At 39.3% G+C, this 15,525-nt stretch carries 15 protein-coding genes; 11 read left to right on the top strand and 4 right to left on the bottom strand.

Going from position 1 to position 15,525, the window contains the following annotated elements:
- Positions 1 to 141: 141 nt before the first annotated feature.
- A complete protein-coding gene (locus tag AC1W6K_RS05705; RefSeq protein WP_481719875.1) occupies positions 142 to 606 on the bottom strand; it encodes a MarR family winged helix-turn-helix transcriptional regulator in 465 nt (154 codons plus the stop codon).
- 99 nt (positions 607 to 705) lie between these two features.
- On the opposite strand from AC1W6K_RS05705, the gene AC1W6K_RS05700 reads away from it, so the two are divergent.
- On the top strand, positions 706 to 1,317 hold the full coding sequence (locus AC1W6K_RS05700; protein WP_481719873.1) for a Maf family protein: 612 nt from the start codon (positions 706 to 708) through the stop codon (positions 1,315 to 1,317).
- Here the strand turns inward: AC1W6K_RS05700 and AC1W6K_RS05695 are convergent.
- The gene (locus tag AC1W6K_RS05695) at positions 1,314 to 1,640 is read right to left on the bottom strand and encodes a HesB/IscA family protein (RefSeq protein WP_395784257.1); all 327 of its coding nucleotides are present in this window, start codon (positions 1,638 to 1,640) and stop codon (positions 1,314 to 1,316) included. The genes AC1W6K_RS05700 and AC1W6K_RS05695 overlap by 4 nt on opposite strands.
- Before the next feature lie 144 nt (positions 1,641 to 1,784).
- Between AC1W6K_RS05695 and sufC the strand changes: the two genes are divergently transcribed.
- The 6 genes from sufC to AC1W6K_RS05665 are packed head-to-tail and all read left to right on the top strand — an operon-like array spanning position 1,785 to position 6,211.
- The gene (sufC, locus tag AC1W6K_RS05690; RefSeq protein WP_481946761.1) at positions 1,785 to 2,537 is read left to right on the top strand and encodes a Fe-S cluster assembly ATPase SufC; all 753 of its coding nucleotides are present in this window, start codon (positions 1,785 to 1,787) and stop codon (positions 2,535 to 2,537) included.
- Between the two features lie 3 nt (positions 2,538 to 2,540).
- Positions 2,541 to 3,785, top strand: a complete 1,245-nt coding sequence (gene sufD, locus AC1W6K_RS05685) for a Fe-S cluster assembly protein SufD (protein WP_481946760.1) — start codon at positions 2,541 to 2,543, stop codon at positions 3,783 to 3,785.
- Between the two features lie 2 nt (positions 3,786 to 3,787).
- Positions 3,788 to 5,017: a cysteine desulfurase gene (locus AC1W6K_RS05680; RefSeq protein ID WP_481946759.1), complete on the top strand. Its 1,230-nt coding sequence runs from the start codon at positions 3,788 to 3,790 to the stop codon at positions 5,015 to 5,017.
- 2 nt (positions 5,018 to 5,019) lie between these two features.
- Positions 5,020 to 5,442, top strand: coding sequence for a SufE family protein (locus AC1W6K_RS05675; protein WP_481719907.1), 423 nt, complete (start codon positions 5,020 to 5,022; stop codon positions 5,440 to 5,442).
- A gap of 12 nt (positions 5,443 to 5,454) precedes the next feature.
- A complete protein-coding gene (locus AC1W6K_RS05670; RefSeq protein ID WP_395784247.1) occupies positions 5,455 to 5,766 on the top strand; it encodes an iron-sulfur cluster assembly protein in 312 nt (103 codons plus the stop codon).
- A 31-nt stretch (positions 5,767 to 5,797) separates the two neighbouring features.
- The gene (locus tag AC1W6K_RS05665) at positions 5,798 to 6,211 is read left to right on the top strand and encodes a BrxA/BrxB family bacilliredoxin (protein ID WP_395784245.1); all 414 of its coding nucleotides are present in this window, start codon (positions 5,798 to 5,800) and stop codon (positions 6,209 to 6,211) included.
- Between the two features lie 68 nt (positions 6,212 to 6,279).
- Here AC1W6K_RS05665 and AC1W6K_RS05660 read toward each other — a convergent pair whose 3' ends face one another.
- Both AC1W6K_RS05660 and AC1W6K_RS05655 read right to left on the bottom strand, forming a co-directional pair.
- Complete coding sequence (locus AC1W6K_RS05660) at positions 6,280 to 9,087, bottom strand: M16 family metallopeptidase (protein ID WP_481946758.1); 2,808 nt, start codon at positions 9,085 to 9,087, stop codon at positions 6,280 to 6,282.
- 93 nt (positions 9,088 to 9,180) lie between these two features.
- Positions 9,181 to 10,584 (bottom strand): tetratricopeptide repeat protein, encoded by a 1,404-nt coding sequence (locus AC1W6K_RS05655; RefSeq protein ID WP_481946757.1) that lies wholly within the window; start codon positions 10,582 to 10,584, stop codon positions 9,181 to 9,183.
- A gap of 103 nt (positions 10,585 to 10,687) precedes the next feature.
- Between AC1W6K_RS05655 and AC1W6K_RS05650 the strand changes: the two genes are divergently transcribed.
- The 4 genes from AC1W6K_RS05650 (at position 10,688) to thrA (ending at position 15,524) form a co-directional block, all read left to right on the top strand.
- Entirely contained in the window at positions 10,688 to 11,647 is a 960-nt protein-coding gene (locus AC1W6K_RS05650) for a Ppx/GppA phosphatase family protein (protein WP_481946756.1), read from the top strand.
- Positions 11,648 to 11,712: 65 nt separating this feature from the next.
- The gene (locus AC1W6K_RS05645) at positions 11,713 to 12,372 is read left to right on the top strand and encodes a MotA/TolQ/ExbB proton channel family protein (protein WP_481719858.1); all 660 of its coding nucleotides are present in this window, start codon (positions 11,713 to 11,715) and stop codon (positions 12,370 to 12,372) included.
- Between the two features lie 7 nt (positions 12,373 to 12,379).
- Positions 12,380 to 12,790 (top strand): ExbD/TolR family protein, encoded by a 411-nt coding sequence (locus AC1W6K_RS05640; RefSeq protein ID WP_481719856.1) that lies wholly within the window; start codon positions 12,380 to 12,382, stop codon positions 12,788 to 12,790.
- Positions 12,791 to 13,061: 271 nt separating this feature from the next.
- On the top strand, positions 13,062 to 15,524 hold the full coding sequence (gene thrA / locus AC1W6K_RS05635) for a bifunctional aspartate kinase/homoserine dehydrogenase I (protein WP_481946755.1): 2,463 nt from the start codon (positions 13,062 to 13,064) through the stop codon (positions 15,522 to 15,524).
- The last annotated feature ends 1 nt before the right edge of the window (position 15,525 follow it).

Below are 15,525 nucleotides of genomic sequence, written 5' to 3'. Positions count from 1 at the left end.
CTTACCAGTTACTTTTTCTGCATACCAAGCGATTGAGCTAGTTGCTGTGTTAACTTTTACAGGTTTTGGTGCTGCAAAAGAAGAAATGCTCATCACTAGAGCGGCTAAAATAAGGCTTACTTTTTTCATTTTATTTATTGTTTAATTGTTCGAAAATACTTGTCTAAATTCATCCAGTAGGATGTTTAATTGATTCATTTTATGCTCGCCAATCCCTTGAAAGGTCATTTCCCACTGTTTTTGAACCTGGTCGATTTCAGCTAATAAAGTTAATCCTGCGGGTAAAATTATCACATCAACTGCCCTACGGTCTTTTGGACACTCACGTCTTAAAACTAATTTTTTGTCTAAAAGTTTATCCACTAGGCGAGAGGCATTTGACATCTTGTCCATCATGCGCTCGGTAATTGCTAAAACGGTCATGGGATTATTTTGTTGCCCACGCAAAATTCGAAGTACATTGTATTGTTGTGGCGTCAATCCAAAAGGCTTCAAAAGATTATGTTGTTGCTGCATCATCCAGTTTCCCGTAAAGATCACATTAACGATCGCCTTACTTTCCTCTGAATGAAACTTAGTTTGCTTTAAATCCGCTGAAATTCCCATACTTGAAATTTGATGTTGCAAAATTAAATGTAATTACATTAAATACTAATGTTTTTAAATATTTTTTTTAAAACGTCCGATTAAATCTTATTTTTGGTCATGCAAGATTCCTTTAGCCTTCAATTACCTTTTATACTCGCATCGAATTCCCCACGTCGCAAAGAGATTTTGACCCAAGCAGGTTTTCAGTTCACTGTCTTGCCATCGGATGTGGACGAGTCATTTCCACATGAAATGATCCTACAAGATGTTCCGGTGATGTTGGCCGAACGCAAGGCGAAAGCACTTCTTGAAAGCTGTGCGAATTCGTTGGTTTTGGCAGCCGATACGGTGGTGATTTTGGAAAATGAAATTTTGAATAAGCCGGCCAACAAGCAAGAAGCGTTGCAGATGCTTAAAAAATTATCAGGAAAAACACATGAAGTGGTTACAGGAATCGCATTAGCTAGTCCAAACGAAATAGTAAAAGCGTCGGATTCTGCCTTTGTGCGTTTTCGGGAATTGGCCGACTGGGAAATTGAATGGTACGTACGGGGTGGTGCCTCATTAGATAAAGCAGGCGCCTATGGTGTTCAAGATTTTATTGGGATGGCAGGAATTGAGAAATTAGACGGTTCTTTTTATACCGTTATGGGTTTGCCTATATATCATGTTTATCAATTGCTTAAACCCTTTATTCTTGAGTCAAGGCAAATGCCACTAGGAATCTAGATGGAGAAACTTTCACCGCATCCACAAGTTCTCGATGCATTTGGATTCTTAAATTGAAAGCCTTTTCCATTTAAGCCATCCGAGAAATCTAATTCAGTACCCGCTAAATATAAAATTGATTTTTTATCTACCATGATTTTGACTCCCTTGTCTTCAAATATGGCGTCATTATCCTTTAGCTCCGATGCGAAATCCAAATTGTACATCAATCCTGAACAACCACCACCCTCAACAGCTACGCGTATGTTGAAATCAGTTGTTAATCCTTCTTTTTGACGCAATTCCTTAATGCGGTCCGCAGCCAATTCTGATATCGTGATCATATGTATTTCATTTAAAATTCGACACAAATATAGCTAAAATTTGGAATTATTTTGCCTTTATTTAGAGTGAATCTAAATAAAGTGTGGTTTCGTAAAATTTATGGTTTTAATTTTGAGTTCAATTACCAATTTTAAATCACACGTATGCTGTCTATTTCCAATTTACATGCTCGAATCGGCGAAAAAGAGATTCTTCGAGGTATCAATCTAGAGGTCAAAGCGGGAGAAGTTCATGCAATCATGGGACCCAATGGTTCTGGAAAATCTACATTGGCCTCCGTATTAGCCGGTCGGGAAGATTACGAGGTAACCGAGGGTGCCGTTTCTTTTTTTGGTAAGGATTTACTTGATCTGGCACCTGAGAAACGTGCAGCGGAAGGTGTTTTTCTCGCATTTCAATACCCTGTGGAGATTCCAGGCGTTTCGACCACTAACTTTATGAAGTCGGCCGTCAATGAAATACGTAAATATAGAGGTGAGGAGCCTTTAGACGCAGTTCAATTTTTGAAAATGTTTAAAGAAAAGATGGCCTATGTGAACATTGACCAGTCTTTATTGTCACGTTCACTGAATGAAGGTTTTTCAGGTGGAGAGAAGAAACGAAATGAGATTTTTCAAATGGCTGTTTTAGCACCCAAACTAGCCATTTTAGATGAAACAGACTCAGGTTTAGATATTGATGCCTTGCGTATCGTAGCTGAAGGAGTCAATAAATTAAAAAGCCCAGACAACGCGACGATTGTCGTGACTCACTACCAGCGTTTGTTAGATTACATCGTTCCTGATTACGTTCACGTATTATACAAGGGGCGTATCGTGAAATCAGGTACCAAAGATTTAGCACTTGAATTAGAAGAAAAAGGATACGATTGGATTATTTCAGCTTTAGTAGACTAAATAATGGCAACAGATACATTAGCAACCATTTCGCTTTCTAAAGAAAAACAGTCCTCACTAGATCGTTTTTTGGCCAAAGGCTTTCCTACCAATAAATGGGAAGAATGGAAATATACCTCTTTGAAATCACTTAATGATATCGAGTGGAATTGGAATACTTCGGAACACTCAGTTAATTCAGCCGCATTAGCACTAGAAAATACCTGCGAAATTCAATCGCAAAATGGGAAAATGACCCTTATAGGTTCATTGCCTCAAGGTGTTGAATATCTGGATTTTGCTAGTTTTGCCGCTCAAAAACCTGAGTTTATGCAGGCATTTAATGAACGTAATCCCATTCTAGATCAAAATCCTTTATATGATTTGAATGATGCTTTAGCTAGTTCTCATCAAGTTATTTGGGTTAAGAAAGGGGTGAAGCTTGAAAAACCTGTATTACATACTTATTTTGCCTCAGTTAGTATCGCCTCAGCCATTCAAATCAAAGTATTGATTTACTTAGAAGAAGGTGCAGAACTTACTTGGGTGGATGATTTAGCCTCCTCTGAGGATTCTAAATCAATTTTATCTAATTATGTTCAAGAAATTTGGGTTTCAAAAAATGCCCATTTGACCTTTGTAAAAACACAGGATTTTGGTTTGTCAACTACCCATGTTGATCATACATTCATCTTTCAAGCTGATCAAAGTGTAGTGGATATGTTTACATTTTCACTTAATGGAGGATTGATTCGGAATAATTTACATTTTTATGTGGATGGCCAACAAGTCATTTCGAACTTGAATGGTTTATATGTGCCTAGCAATAATCAACTCGTGGATTCGCATACGGTAGTTGATCACCGCATGCCGAATTCAGAATCGAATGAATTGTATAAAGGTGTTTTACTTGGAAATTCAACGGGTGTGTTTAATGGAAAAATATTTGTTCGTCCTGACGCACAAAAGACAAATGCATTCCAATCCTGTAAAAATGTATTAGCTTCAGATAAAGCGAGTATGAACACCAAACCTCAATTGGAAATTTGGGCTGACGATGTTAAATGTTCACACGGAACGACAACAGGACAGCTGAGTGAAGAAGCACTGTTTTACATGCGTTCACGTGGCTTATCACTCGATGCGGCGAAAACATTGTTGATGTTGGCTTTTGTCCAACAAGTCATTGATAAAGTAAAAATTCCTGCCTTGAAAGAATCAATTTCAAGTCGGGTTGTCGCTAAAATACAACAAGCATTAAGTGTGTAATTATGGTAGATAAATTTGATATTGTTCAAGTTAGAAAGGATTTTCCAATTTTGGACCAACAGGTCAATGGGGCCCCTTTGGTGTATTTTGACAATGCGGCTACGACGCAAAAGCCACAAGTGGTGATTGATGCGCTGAATCAGTATTATACCCAAGACAATGCCAATATTCACCGGGGCTTACATACGCTGGCAGAGCGAGCCACGACTGGTTATGAGTTGACGCGTACCAAGTTGAAAGACTTTTTGAATACACCCTCAACTGATCAAATCATATTTACTGCTGGAGTTACGGCAGGGATAAATTTAGTTGCCCAGACCTTCGGTCGTGCGAATTTTTCAAAAGGGGATGTGATTTTGGTTTCCAATTTAGAACATCACTCAAATATCGTTCCATGGCAAATGATTGCCCAAGAAACGGGAGCTGAGGTTCAAGTAATCCCTGTAGATGAAGTTGGGGTATTAGACATGGAAGCTTACGGACAGCTTTTAACATCCAATCGGGTGAAATTAGTTGCGGTTAATCATGTATCTAATGCGATTGGGACAATCAATCCGATTAAGCAAATGATTGACATGGCGCATCAAGTAGGAGCAAAGGTTCTGATTGATGGTGCGCAATCAGTCGCTCATTTTGATATTGATGTGCAGGCATTGGATATGGACTTCTTTGTATTTTCGGCTCATAAACTTTTTGGTCCAACGGGCGTGGGAGTCTTGTACGGCAAACGTGAAATTTTAGAATCGATGCCGCCTTATCAGGGTGGGGGTGAGATGATTAAAGAGGTAAGTTTTTCGGGTACTACTTATAATGAATTGCCTTATAAATTTGAGGCGGGTACGCCTAATATTGCCGACGTATATGCCTTCGGTTTTGCGTTGGATTATTTGAAATCCTTACCTGCAGATGCAGTTTTGGAGCAAGAGAAATCATTATTGGATTATGCTACTGAACAATTAAGTCAAATTGACGGTTTACGTATCGTTGGCCAAGCGCCTGAAAAAATTGCTGTCGTAAGTTTTGTTATTGATGGAGTGCATCCGCAGGATGTCGGTGTGTTGCTAGACAAATTTGGTGTGGCGATTCGGACAGGACATCATTGCGCGCAACCGTTAATGGCTCGCTATGATATAGTTGGAACGTGCCGTGCGTCCTTCGCGTTTTATAACACGAAAGAAGAAATTGATTTGTTTATTAAGGCGTTAAAACGCTGTTTAATGATGTTATCTTAATGATGAGCACGATTAATCAAACTCAGGATGAATTGGTAGAAGAGTTCGGTCTTTTTGAAGACTGGGCTGATAAATATGAATATTTAATTGACCTAGGGAAAAAGTTATTGCCTATGTCGGAATCTTTTAAGACAGAAGAAAATGTCATTAAAGGATGCCAAAGCAAGGTTTGGTTACATGCGGAGAAACAAGGAGATTTACTCGTTTTTCAAGCAGATTCAGAAGCGATTATTGTGAAAGGTATGATAAGTATGTTGATACGAGTTTTATCGAATCACACACCCGAGGAGATTATGAAAGCTGATTTGTATTTCATTGATCAAATTGGTATGTCCCAGCATTTGGCGCAAACACGTTCAAATGGATTGGTTTCCATGGTTAAACAAATGAAGAATTACGCTGTTGCATTTCATGCAATCGCTTAAGCAAAAAGTAGCATGACCGAAGCAGAATTAAAGGAAGAAGTAGTAAAGGCAATTAAAACGGTATATGACCCCGAAATTCCGGTGGATGTATATGAGTTGGGTTTGATTTATGAAATCAAAATTTTTCCAGTCAATAATGTGTATGTGTTAATGACGTTAACTTCTCCGTCTTGTCCATCAGCCGAAAGTATTCCAGTTGACATCGAAAAAGCAATTAGGGAAGTGGAAGGAATTGCAGAGGTTTCTGTAGAACTAACATTTGATCCACCCTACGCGCAAGATATGATGTCAGAAGTTGCCAAGTTGGAACTTGGATTTATGTAAGTGTGTTTTAAAAACTATAAACTAGAAATATATGTATCCAGAACATTTAGTACATCCCATGCGGATGGATATCGTTGAAGGTGGATTTCAAGAATTGAAGTCGGCATCCGAAGTAGAAGATACCATGGCAAAACCAGGTACAACCTTATTATTTATCAATTCAGTTTGTGGTTGTTCAGCTTCGACTGCTCGTCCAGGCGTGAAAGCGGCAGTTTCGGCTTCGGCTAAAAAGCCAACAAACCTAGCGACTGTTTTTGCGGGTGTAGATCAAGAATCCACCCAAAAAGCACGTGAGTATACTTTGCCTTATCCTCCATCATCTCCATCTATCGCGTTATTCAAGGATGGTGAGTTGGTTCACTTTGTTGAGCGTCATCACATCGAAGGTCGTTCGGCGGCTTTAATTGCGCAACATTTAGAGGGCGTTTTTGAAGAGTATTGTTAATAAAAAAAGGAGCCCTAAAGCTCCTTTTTTTAAGTAGAAGAGCCGTTCAATGAACGGCTCTTCTTGTTTTATGGCTTCGGTGCTCCGCCTACAGCACCTGATTCAGACGGTGTGTTCTTTGCTTTTTCTGCCATTTTCTTAGTAGCACCTTCATAGTCACCAGCTTTGATGAATGACATTTTTGTTAAGTCAATCGTCTTACGAATAGCCTCTGTGATTTGCTCTGAAGTTAAGTTTTTAACTTTATTTTCTAAGTCTTCAGACCATTTCATGTTTCTATTTAGGTAAATATTCGAGTTCAACGTTCCCACTAAAGCATTGTCTTGCGAGCGCGTAACTTGCTTCGATTGTAACCATGATTTCTTCGCTTCATCGATTTCCTTCTGAGAAAATCCTTCTTTCAGCGCTTTCTCAATTTCTTCTTTAAATGCAGCTTCTAATTTGGCTACATTTTCAGGCGCATAAATTGCATAACCGATGAATGCACCTGATTGGTCTAGTGGACTCGCTACAAACTGAGAACCTACACCATAAGATAAACCATCTTTTTGGCGTATTCGGTTCATCAAACGAGAGCTCAAACCACTTCCACCACCCAGCATGTAATTACTTAATTCCATTGCTGCATAGTTAGGGTCCGAATCAGACATCTTCAATGGCTGATACGCTAAGAAAAATGCATTTGCTTTGTCTGGTGTTTCAATTGATTTAACCTGACCATTGCCATCTTTGAATTTATCTTGAATACGCGTGTACGGCTTAGGTGATTTCCAATCTGCAAATTCGGTTTTTATTAGTGCCTTTATAGCAGCTTCATCAAAATCGCCTACAACCGATAAGGTAGCATTTGAGGCACCATAGAAACCTTTATAGAAAGCAATAGCATCTTCTAGCTTCGCATTAGAATAACGCTCTGTTTGTTCTGCCATGGTAGGTTGGTAACGCACATCATTTTTCGCATAATGTCCTGATCTCCATTGTCCTAACACTTCGGATGCTTTTGCTTGCGGATCACTTTTCTGCGCTTCGATTTGCGTTAAATTTTCTTGCTTTAACTTTTCGAATTCATCAGCAGGGAAAACAGGTTGTTTTAATGCCTCAGCTACTAATTTCATGGCTGGAATTAAATTCTCACGTGTTGTCTCGATTGAAACATTCGCTTGGTAAGCCATGCCTGAAATTGAAACACGCGCCTTTAGCTTATCCAATTCATCTTGGAATTGCTGGCGTGTGTGTTTTGCTGTTCCTTTTGTCAACATATCCGAAGCTAAATCAGCGGCAGTTGAAGTTCCCAATAATGATTTTTCATCTCCAAAACGTAGCGTCATGCGTGCATATACTGAGTTTCCACGTGTTTTCTTTGGCAATAAAGCCAATGAAATACCTGCTATTTTCTCATTTTTAGTCCGCGCATCAATGTTACTTGGTGATGGATCAAAAGCTTCTCCTTCTGCAACAGCAGCTTTTCCTTTGAAGTCTTTTAGTATTTCAGCAACATCTTTCGCTTCTGGAATTTCAGCACGTTCTGGTTTCTCAGTTGGGTAGAAAATACCCGAAGTACGATTCGCTGATTTAAAGTATTTTGCTGCAACGCGTTGAACATCAGCAACGGTAACTTTTTCTAATTGATTACGTGTATGGAATAATAATCTCCAATCTCCTTGAGCAATATACTCAGATAGACCTACGCCCACACGTTGTGCATTATTTAACAATAACTCAATATTCTTAATGCCTTTTGTTTTGATACGGTCAACTTCTTCTTGCGTAGGTGCTTTTTTAGCAAACTGCTCTATTGTCTCAATCATGATGTTTTTGACTGAATCGACTGATTTGCTTTTTAAAACCTCAGCACCGAAATACACTAAGCCTGGTTCTTTTAACTGAAACGTAAAACCAGATTGGCTGGACGCTTTCTTCGTGTCAATTAACGCTTTGTACAAACGACCTGATGGAGCATCTGTTAGTAGGTCAACTAAAACATCGCAAGCAATAAAGTCAGGATGTAATCCGGATGGAATATGATAAGCCATTCCCACTTGTTGGACATCTCCCACACGGCGTAAAGTCACTTCACGCTCGCCATCTTGCGTAGGTTCTGCCGTAAATGTTTGTGTTAATACACGCTCTGGACGCGGAATTACCCCAAATTTCTCATTGATTAATTTCAATGTTTTTACCGGGTCAAATTTACCCGCCACTAATAAGACCGCATTGTCTGGTTGGTAATACTTACGGTAATAGGCCTGCAAGTTCTCGATAGGCACTTTTTCTATATCAGAACGAGCACCAATCGTCGAGTTACCGTAGTTATGCCATAAGAAAGCTGTTGAAACAACACGTTCCATCAAGACACTTCCCGGATCATTTTCGCCACTTTCAAATTCGTTACGAACTACAGTCATTTCCGTTTCCAATTCACTTTTTGAAATACGTGAATTGATCATACGGTCAGCCTCCATATCCAATGCCCAATCTAGATTTTCGTCTGTTGATGCAAAAGTTTCGAAATAATTGGTTCGATCTAACCAGGTTGTACCATTAAATTGAGCTCCATGATCAGAGATTTCTTTGGCAACTTCTTTGTGTTTTTCTTTTGTGCCCTTGAACACCATGTGTTCTAATAAGTGAGACATTCCCGTTTCACCGTAGCCTTCGTGGCGCGAACCCACTAAATACGTGATGTTTACTGTAATGGTTTGCTTGGAAGGATCTGGAAACAACAATACCTTAAGGCCGTTGGCCAATTTGTATTCTGTGATTCCTTCAGCAGAAGTCACTTTTTCAGGTATAGGTAGCGATTTCGCTTTTTGTTGCGCAAATGCGGCACTTTGAAGTAGTAGGATCGCAAGACCCGTGTAAAACAATTTTTTCATTTTGTTAAATTTGAATAAGAAGCGAATTTACCAAAGCATTTCGTATATCGAAAGCGATTTGGATGAGTGGTTAATTTCCTGTTCGGAAGGGTTTTATTTTTTGTATTGTTGGATTAACTTGAAAATAGCTTTTTGTGTTTCCAGATTTGGGAAATAATCAAAAATTAGCACGTGTTTGTCGTAATCTAGGACTAAACCTGTTTCTAGAAAGTGGAAAGCTTCCTTGAATTGGCCTGCTTTAATTAGAAAAATGGCCGATCGGTAGTATAATTCAGCCTCTTCAGGCAGTTCATCGATGGCTGAAAGCATGATATCGGCCGATTTCTCAAAATCCTCCAAATCATAGTGCAACTGTGCCCATTTTACCCACGTTGGCGCAAAAAAGGAGTCTAATTCGAGTGATTTTTGATAGGCTTCGTCTGCGGAAATTGTGTTTCCAAGGTAAGCTTCTACATCGGCTAAGCCTGTCCAATACAAAGGATTGATCTCATTCAGTTTGATTGCTTTTTTCAAGAAGTGTAGCGATTCAAACCACTTGTCCAATTCCGTCAAGCATACAGCAAGTCCATAATATCCTTCATCCCAAAGCGGGTCAATTTTGACAGATTCCTTATAAAAGGTTAGTGCCTCATCGAATTGTTTTTGACGTTCTAAGCTGGCTCCAAGGCAACAATACAATTCGGGATTCGGGTCATCGTGTTGTAAACAAAGACGGTAGGCTTCCTCAGCTTTGGCATATTCATTTAAATTCATGAATGTATTACCTAAGTTGAATAGTGAAGAGCCAAAGGTAGGTTCGATGGCCAACGAATATTCATAGGCATTGATTGCTTTTTCGTACTGTTTTAACTTGGAATATGCAATGCCTAAATTGTACCATGCTGTGAAAGAGAATGGGTCATTGTCGATGAATTGTTTATAAAAAGGAATACTCTCTTCGATTTTTCCGATTTCATCTAGTGCGTTAGCGAGTTCTACTAGGGCGCCTTCATTTTCCGGATTATGTTCCAATGCTTTTTTGAACATATCGACTGCTTCACGTGGCTTAGGCCAATTGAGGTAACATAAACCAATGCGAAAGTACACCTCATCTTTTTCCTCTGTTGACTCAATCACGTTGAGGAATTGCTCTATCGCCGCTTCATGTTGTTTCAACAGACTCAATAAGGAACCTTTGACTAATTTAAGATCCGTATCTGTGGGAAACAGTAGGATGGAATTTTCGATTAACTCCATTGCTTCCTCTGTTCGTTCTAGTTCGCCCAAAATTTGTGCTTTTAGAACAATAAGTTCCAAGGTGTAGGGGAAATGTAACAGACCTAGATCACATGCTTTGAGTCCTTCTTCAAAACGCGATTGAATAAAATAGTGGTCGGCAATCTGCTCTAACGTATCCAAATCGAAGAATGAATTCTCTTCTTGCGCGAGCATTTTCTCAAACCTTTTCAGGGAAGATTGTATATCTTCTCTGTCATCGTCGTATTCTGGATTTAGCATAAAGGCCTGATAAGTGGTTGGAAGCGAAATTACTTCTAATTTATTATTTATTTATCAAGAATAAACGCGCTTTAGCTCTAAATTTGTTCAAAATTTTTTAAAAATGGCTTACACGCGCGCAGTAATTGATTTAGGGACGAATACCTTTCAGTTATTGGTAGGCTCAAGTATGGACCTACACGCACCTTTGGAGGTACTAGTTAATTTACAACGTCCGGTACAATTGGGTAAAGGAGCAATGGAGGGGGGGGTAATACAAGCAGATGCCTTGCATCGTGCTCAAGTTGTATTAGCGGGATTTGTTGAGATAGCGGCATTGCATGGTTGTGAAGTCAACGAAATAACGGCTTTGGCGACGAGTATTTTACGAAATGCTTCCAATGGGGTGGATGTAATGATGGAATGGCAACGGTCATTGGGAATTCATGTTGAATTGATTTCCGGATTGCGGGAGGCGGAGTTGATTTTTGAGGGTGTTTTTCAGTCGTTGCCACAACCCTGGGAACGGCCTACCTTATTAATGGATATTGGAGGTGGAAGTGTGGAATTTATTTTGTTTCAAGGAGCTGAGGTGCATTTCAAAACGAGTTTAGAGTTAGGAGGATTAAAGTTGAGGTCCTTGTTTAATCATACAGATTTTTTCGATTTGCGTATTAAAGAGGATTGCATTGCATATATAGATCGAAATTTGCAGCCATTATTTGAAGCTTGTGGTCATTTACCCAACGTGCTTATTGGTGCGGCTGGTGCTTTTGAAACAATGTGGGATATAGAACAAGCGTTGAATGGTGGTGGAACTGTAAAAAAGCAAGCGTATGAACTAGATATACCGTGTTTTTATCAAGTTAAAGGAGCGATTGAACGTATGGAACCTGGAGAGCGGACACATTTTCCGGGTATGCGTGAGTTTCGTGCAGGTATTTTCCCCTATGCTAATTTGTTGGTGGACCGTATATTGACCCAGTTTGATATTCAGGACATGTGGATGTCAACGAATAGTTTGAAGGAAGGGTTTTGGTATAGTCAGCGGGACGAGGCGATAAAAAAGGGGATTATATTTTGAAAAGTACAATAATATTGACCAACTTTAAGTTAATTATTTATCATTAAAATTTTCAACAAAGCTATATGTCTTCTCTATTGAATTTAATTTTGCAAGTCGAAGAATTTACAGTACTAAGTTTATTGGAAAAAGGGGGATACGTGATGTATCCTATTTTGTTCTTATTCACCGTAGCGCTGTTTTTGTTTATTGAGCGTTATTTGTATATCCGCAAGACGTCTCGGATTGACGAGAATTTTCTCCATAACATTAATGAATTATTATTGGCAGGGAATATCCAAGGAGCTGTTACGTATTGTAAGAATTCTAAATTTCCGATTGCTAATTTATTGGAGCGTGGTTTAGGTCGTTTGGGCTCTCCGATTCGGGAAATTGAAGGTGCGATTGAGAACAAGGCTAAGCTAGAAATTTACAATATGGAAAAGAACTTAGGTATTTTAAGTTCGATTGCACGTATTGCACCGATGTTTGGATTTTTGGGTACGGTAACGGGTATGATTCGTACGTTTCATAATATTTCAACGTCCAATAAAATTGAAATTTCGACCATTGCTTCTGGAATTTATGAGAAAATGGTTACTTCCGCTTCTGGTTTGATTGTAGGTATTATCGCATATGTCATGTATACGCTTTTAACTACGATGATTGATCGTTCGATTAATAAGATGGAGATTGTGGCGATGGACTTTATTGACTTGTTGCACAAGCCAGCGAATAAAAAATAATTTACTTATGAATTTTAGAAAGCGCGAAAGAGAAGCATCGGAGGTAGAAACAGGCGCCTTGGCTGATATTTTGTTTTTCCTTTTAATGTTTTTCCTGATGATATCGACCTTAGCTTCGCCAGATGCTATTCGTCTTTTGTTGCCGAAAGCGGATTCGACGAAGGTAACCCCGCCGGTGGTTGAGTCGATTCGGGTTTCGGTGGATGCTAATAATAACTTTTTTATTGACGGTAATGCACAGCCTCTTGTACTTGATCAAGTAGATGCGCAATTGAAGGAAATTTTGAAAACGAAGAAAGCGAATTCATTGATTATATCTATTGACAAATCGCGTTCTGTTCAAGATTTAACGGATGTATATGATTTGGCAGCTAAAAATAACTTATCGATGGTTATGGCTGCAGAAAAGAAAAAATAGAAACTATGAGTGGCTTTGGAATCATTGCCCTCAAATCAATAGCCGTCTACGTGTTCATCGTGGCGGCTATTCGAATTCTTGGGAAAAAGGAATTTGCCTAGCTGTTCACATTAGAATTAGCGATGATGAGATCGATTGAATTATTTCTAAGATATCAGGAAATTATCGGAAAGGTCTTCAACTTCTTAAGGGAAATACCGCCTAAACTAGTATATTTGCAGACTTTACTTAGCTGTTTGTAGAGCTAAGGATCAAATATTTTTCTTTTCTAATGGAAAAAATCTTAAAATTCGGTGGGACCAGTTGTGGGAGCGTTGAAAGTATCGAGTCTGTTTTGGCGATTATCGAAGCCAATCATCAGTTAAAATCCAAATTTGCCGTTGTTTTTTCTGCCATGCGTGGTGTGACCAATGCCTTACTTGAGGCTGGTGTTGCTGCAGCAGGCAAGCAAAAGACCAATAATACCTTAATTGAACAACTTGAGGAGCGGCATTTTGAAATCATTAAGCATTTTATTCCAGTTACGGGCCAATCACAAGTTATTGCGCAGATTCGCACATTAGTTAACGAATTACGCGATGTATTGAAGGGCATTGGTCTGATAAAAGAGATTTCGCCAAAGACATCTGATTTATTAGTGAGTTTTGGAGAGCGTCTGTCAACTGCCTTAATTGCAGCCATCTTAACACAACGCGGTCTTCCCGTCGTTTATGTGGATGCACGATCATTGATTAAAACCAATGGGCAATTTGGAAAGGCAGAAGTAAATTTTGAAAAGACACGTGGCTTAATTCAGGAGTTTTTTAAGGGGTATGACACGGAAATAGCCTTAATTACAGGCTTTATTGCCACAAATGAGCAAGGAGAAACGACTACGTTAGGAAGGGGAGGTTCAGATTATACGGCATCTATCTTAGGTGCTTCTTTGGACGTCCAAGAAATTGAAATCTGGACAGATGTAGATGGTATGATGACGGCGGATCCTCGCAAAGTGGGGGCTGCTTTTACCATTCCCTCGATATCATATGCGGAGGCGATGGAGTTGACGCATTTTGGCGCCAAGGTAATTTACCCGCCATCCTTACAACCAGCTTTTGCAAAAAATATTCCGATTCGTGTGTTGAATACATTTAATCGCCAATTTTCAGGAACCGTTATTTCAAGGGATACAACCTCAAGTCCCTATATTATAACGGGAATCAGTTCCATTGACGAATTGGCTTTAGTCAATGTTCAAGGATCTGGGATGATCGGTGTAGCAGGGGTATCTGCCAAATTATTTACTGTTTTGGCAAAAGAGAAAATCTCTGTTGTATTGATTTCTCAGGCTTCTTCAGAGCATTCTATATGTTTCGCGATTGACCCGAAAGTGGCCACCAAGGTAGATAAAATCCTGGCAAAAGAATTTGCACAGGAAATTGAGTCTGGAGATATTGAAGGTTTTGATATCCAACTTGAGCTTTCGGTTATAGCCATTGTGGGAGAGGGGATGCGCAAGCATACGGGTGTGAGCGGGCGATTGTTTTCTGTTTTAGGGAAAAATGGTATCAATATTGTGGCCACAGCGCAAGGCTCTTCTGAGCTGAATATTTCTGTTGTGATTGAGAAAAAAGACTTATCTAAGGCCTTGAATGTCATACACGAGACGTTCTTTTTCTCTCAAATCAAAACCTTACACTTATACTTAGTAGGAACGGGTTTAATTGGGAAAACATTATTGAACCAACTAATTGGTCAGGAGCGCTATTTAGAAAAATTCAAAGGCTTACGCATTAAGTTAGTGGGCATCGCAAATTCCCGCAAACAATTCATAGATAAAGCAGGTATTTCCATGACGGATGCTTTAGCAATATTAGATTCATCGGGTGAATCAAATTCATTATCGAATTTTGTGGAGCAGATAAAGTCCTTGAATTTACCTAATTCTATTTTTGCGGATTGTACAGCTAGTAAGGAAATACATCCTTATTTCTTAGGATTGTTTGAGGCGAACGTGTCCGTCGTGACACCTAACAAAGTGGCGAATTCTGGTCCATACGATCAGTATGCAGCTTTGCATCAAACGGCCTTGAAAAAAGGAGTGAAGTTTATGTATGAAACGAATGTGGGAGCTGGCTTGCCTGTAATTAATACCATACAAGGTTTGATCGCTTCTGGGGATCGTTTTGAAAAAATTGAAGGAATTCTGTCTGGGACGCTGTCCTTTTTGTTTAATCAATTTGTCCCAGGAAAATCTTTTGCTGCTGTTTTGCATGAGGCGAAAGCCAAAGGATATACAGAACCAGATCCACGTGAAGATTTGAGTGGAATGGATGTGGCGCGTAAAATTTTGATTTTGAGTAGGGAAATTGGAATGAAACTTGAGTTTTCTGATATTACGATTGAGAAAATTATACCTGCGACATGTGAAGAGGCGCCAACTGTTGATGCATTTTTTGAGGAGTTAGACAAAGCCAATGCTTATTTTGAGAACTTGGTTGATTCAGCACATGCTGAAAGCAAAGTTTTACGTTACATCGCCAAATTAGAAAATCAGAAAATCACGATCGGGCTTCGCGCGGTGGGTTCAGACCATCCTTTCTATCAAATGGATGGAGCAGATAATGTAATTGCATTTACGACGAAGCGTTACCACGACCGACCATTAGTCATTAAGGGTCCTGGTGCTGGTGCTGAAGTGACAGCATCCGGTGTTTTTGCTGATATTGTATCCATCGGTAGCTATTTGTCTTAAT

This window comes from Aquirufa sp., assembly GCF_964796385.1.
This window is presented reverse-complemented; position numbering and strand designations above follow the sequence as displayed.

Bases quoted from the DNA above. Each gene is read 5' to 3' on its own strand.
- AC1W6K_RS05705 (WP_481719875.1), bottom strand. From the start codon at position 606: ATGGGAATTTCAGCGGATTTAAAGCAAACTAAGTTTCATTCAGAGGAA.
- AC1W6K_RS05700 (WP_481719873.1), top strand. From the start codon at position 706: ATGCAAGATTCCTTTAGCCTTCAATTACCTTTTATACTCGCATCGAAT.
- AC1W6K_RS05695 (WP_395784257.1), bottom strand. From the start codon at position 1,640: ATGATCACGATATCAGAATTGGCTGCGGACCGCATTAAGGAATTGCGT.
- sufC (WP_481946761.1), top strand. From the start codon at position 1,785: ATGCTGTCTATTTCCAATTTACATGCTCGAATCGGCGAAAAAGAGATT.
- sufD (WP_481946760.1), top strand. From the start codon at position 2,541: ATGGCAACAGATACATTAGCAACCATTTCGCTTTCTAAAGAAAAACAG.
- AC1W6K_RS05680 (WP_481946759.1), top strand. From the start codon at position 3,788: ATGGTAGATAAATTTGATATTGTTCAAGTTAGAAAGGATTTTCCAATT.
- AC1W6K_RS05675 (WP_481719907.1), top strand. From the start codon at position 5,020: ATGAGCACGATTAATCAAACTCAGGATGAATTGGTAGAAGAGTTCGGT.
- AC1W6K_RS05670 (WP_395784247.1), top strand. From the start codon at position 5,455: ATGACCGAAGCAGAATTAAAGGAAGAAGTAGTAAAGGCAATTAAAACG.
- AC1W6K_RS05665 (WP_395784245.1), top strand. From the start codon at position 5,798: ATGTATCCAGAACATTTAGTACATCCCATGCGGATGGATATCGTTGAA.
- AC1W6K_RS05660 (WP_481946758.1), bottom strand. From the start codon at position 9,087: ATGAAAAAATTGTTTTACACGGGTCTTGCGATCCTACTACTTCAAAGT.
- AC1W6K_RS05655 (WP_481946757.1), bottom strand. From the start codon at position 10,584: ATGCTAAATCCAGAATACGACGATGACAGAGAAGATATACAATCTTCC.
- AC1W6K_RS05650 (WP_481946756.1), top strand. From the start codon at position 10,688: ATGGCTTACACGCGCGCAGTAATTGATTTAGGGACGAATACCTTTCAG.
- AC1W6K_RS05645 (WP_481719858.1), top strand. From the start codon at position 11,713: ATGTCTTCTCTATTGAATTTAATTTTGCAAGTCGAAGAATTTACAGTA.
- AC1W6K_RS05640 (WP_481719856.1), top strand. From the start codon at position 12,380: ATGAATTTTAGAAAGCGCGAAAGAGAAGCATCGGAGGTAGAAACAGGC.
- thrA (WP_481946755.1), top strand. From the start codon at position 13,062: ATGGAAAAAATCTTAAAATTCGGTGGGACCAGTTGTGGGAGCGTTGAA.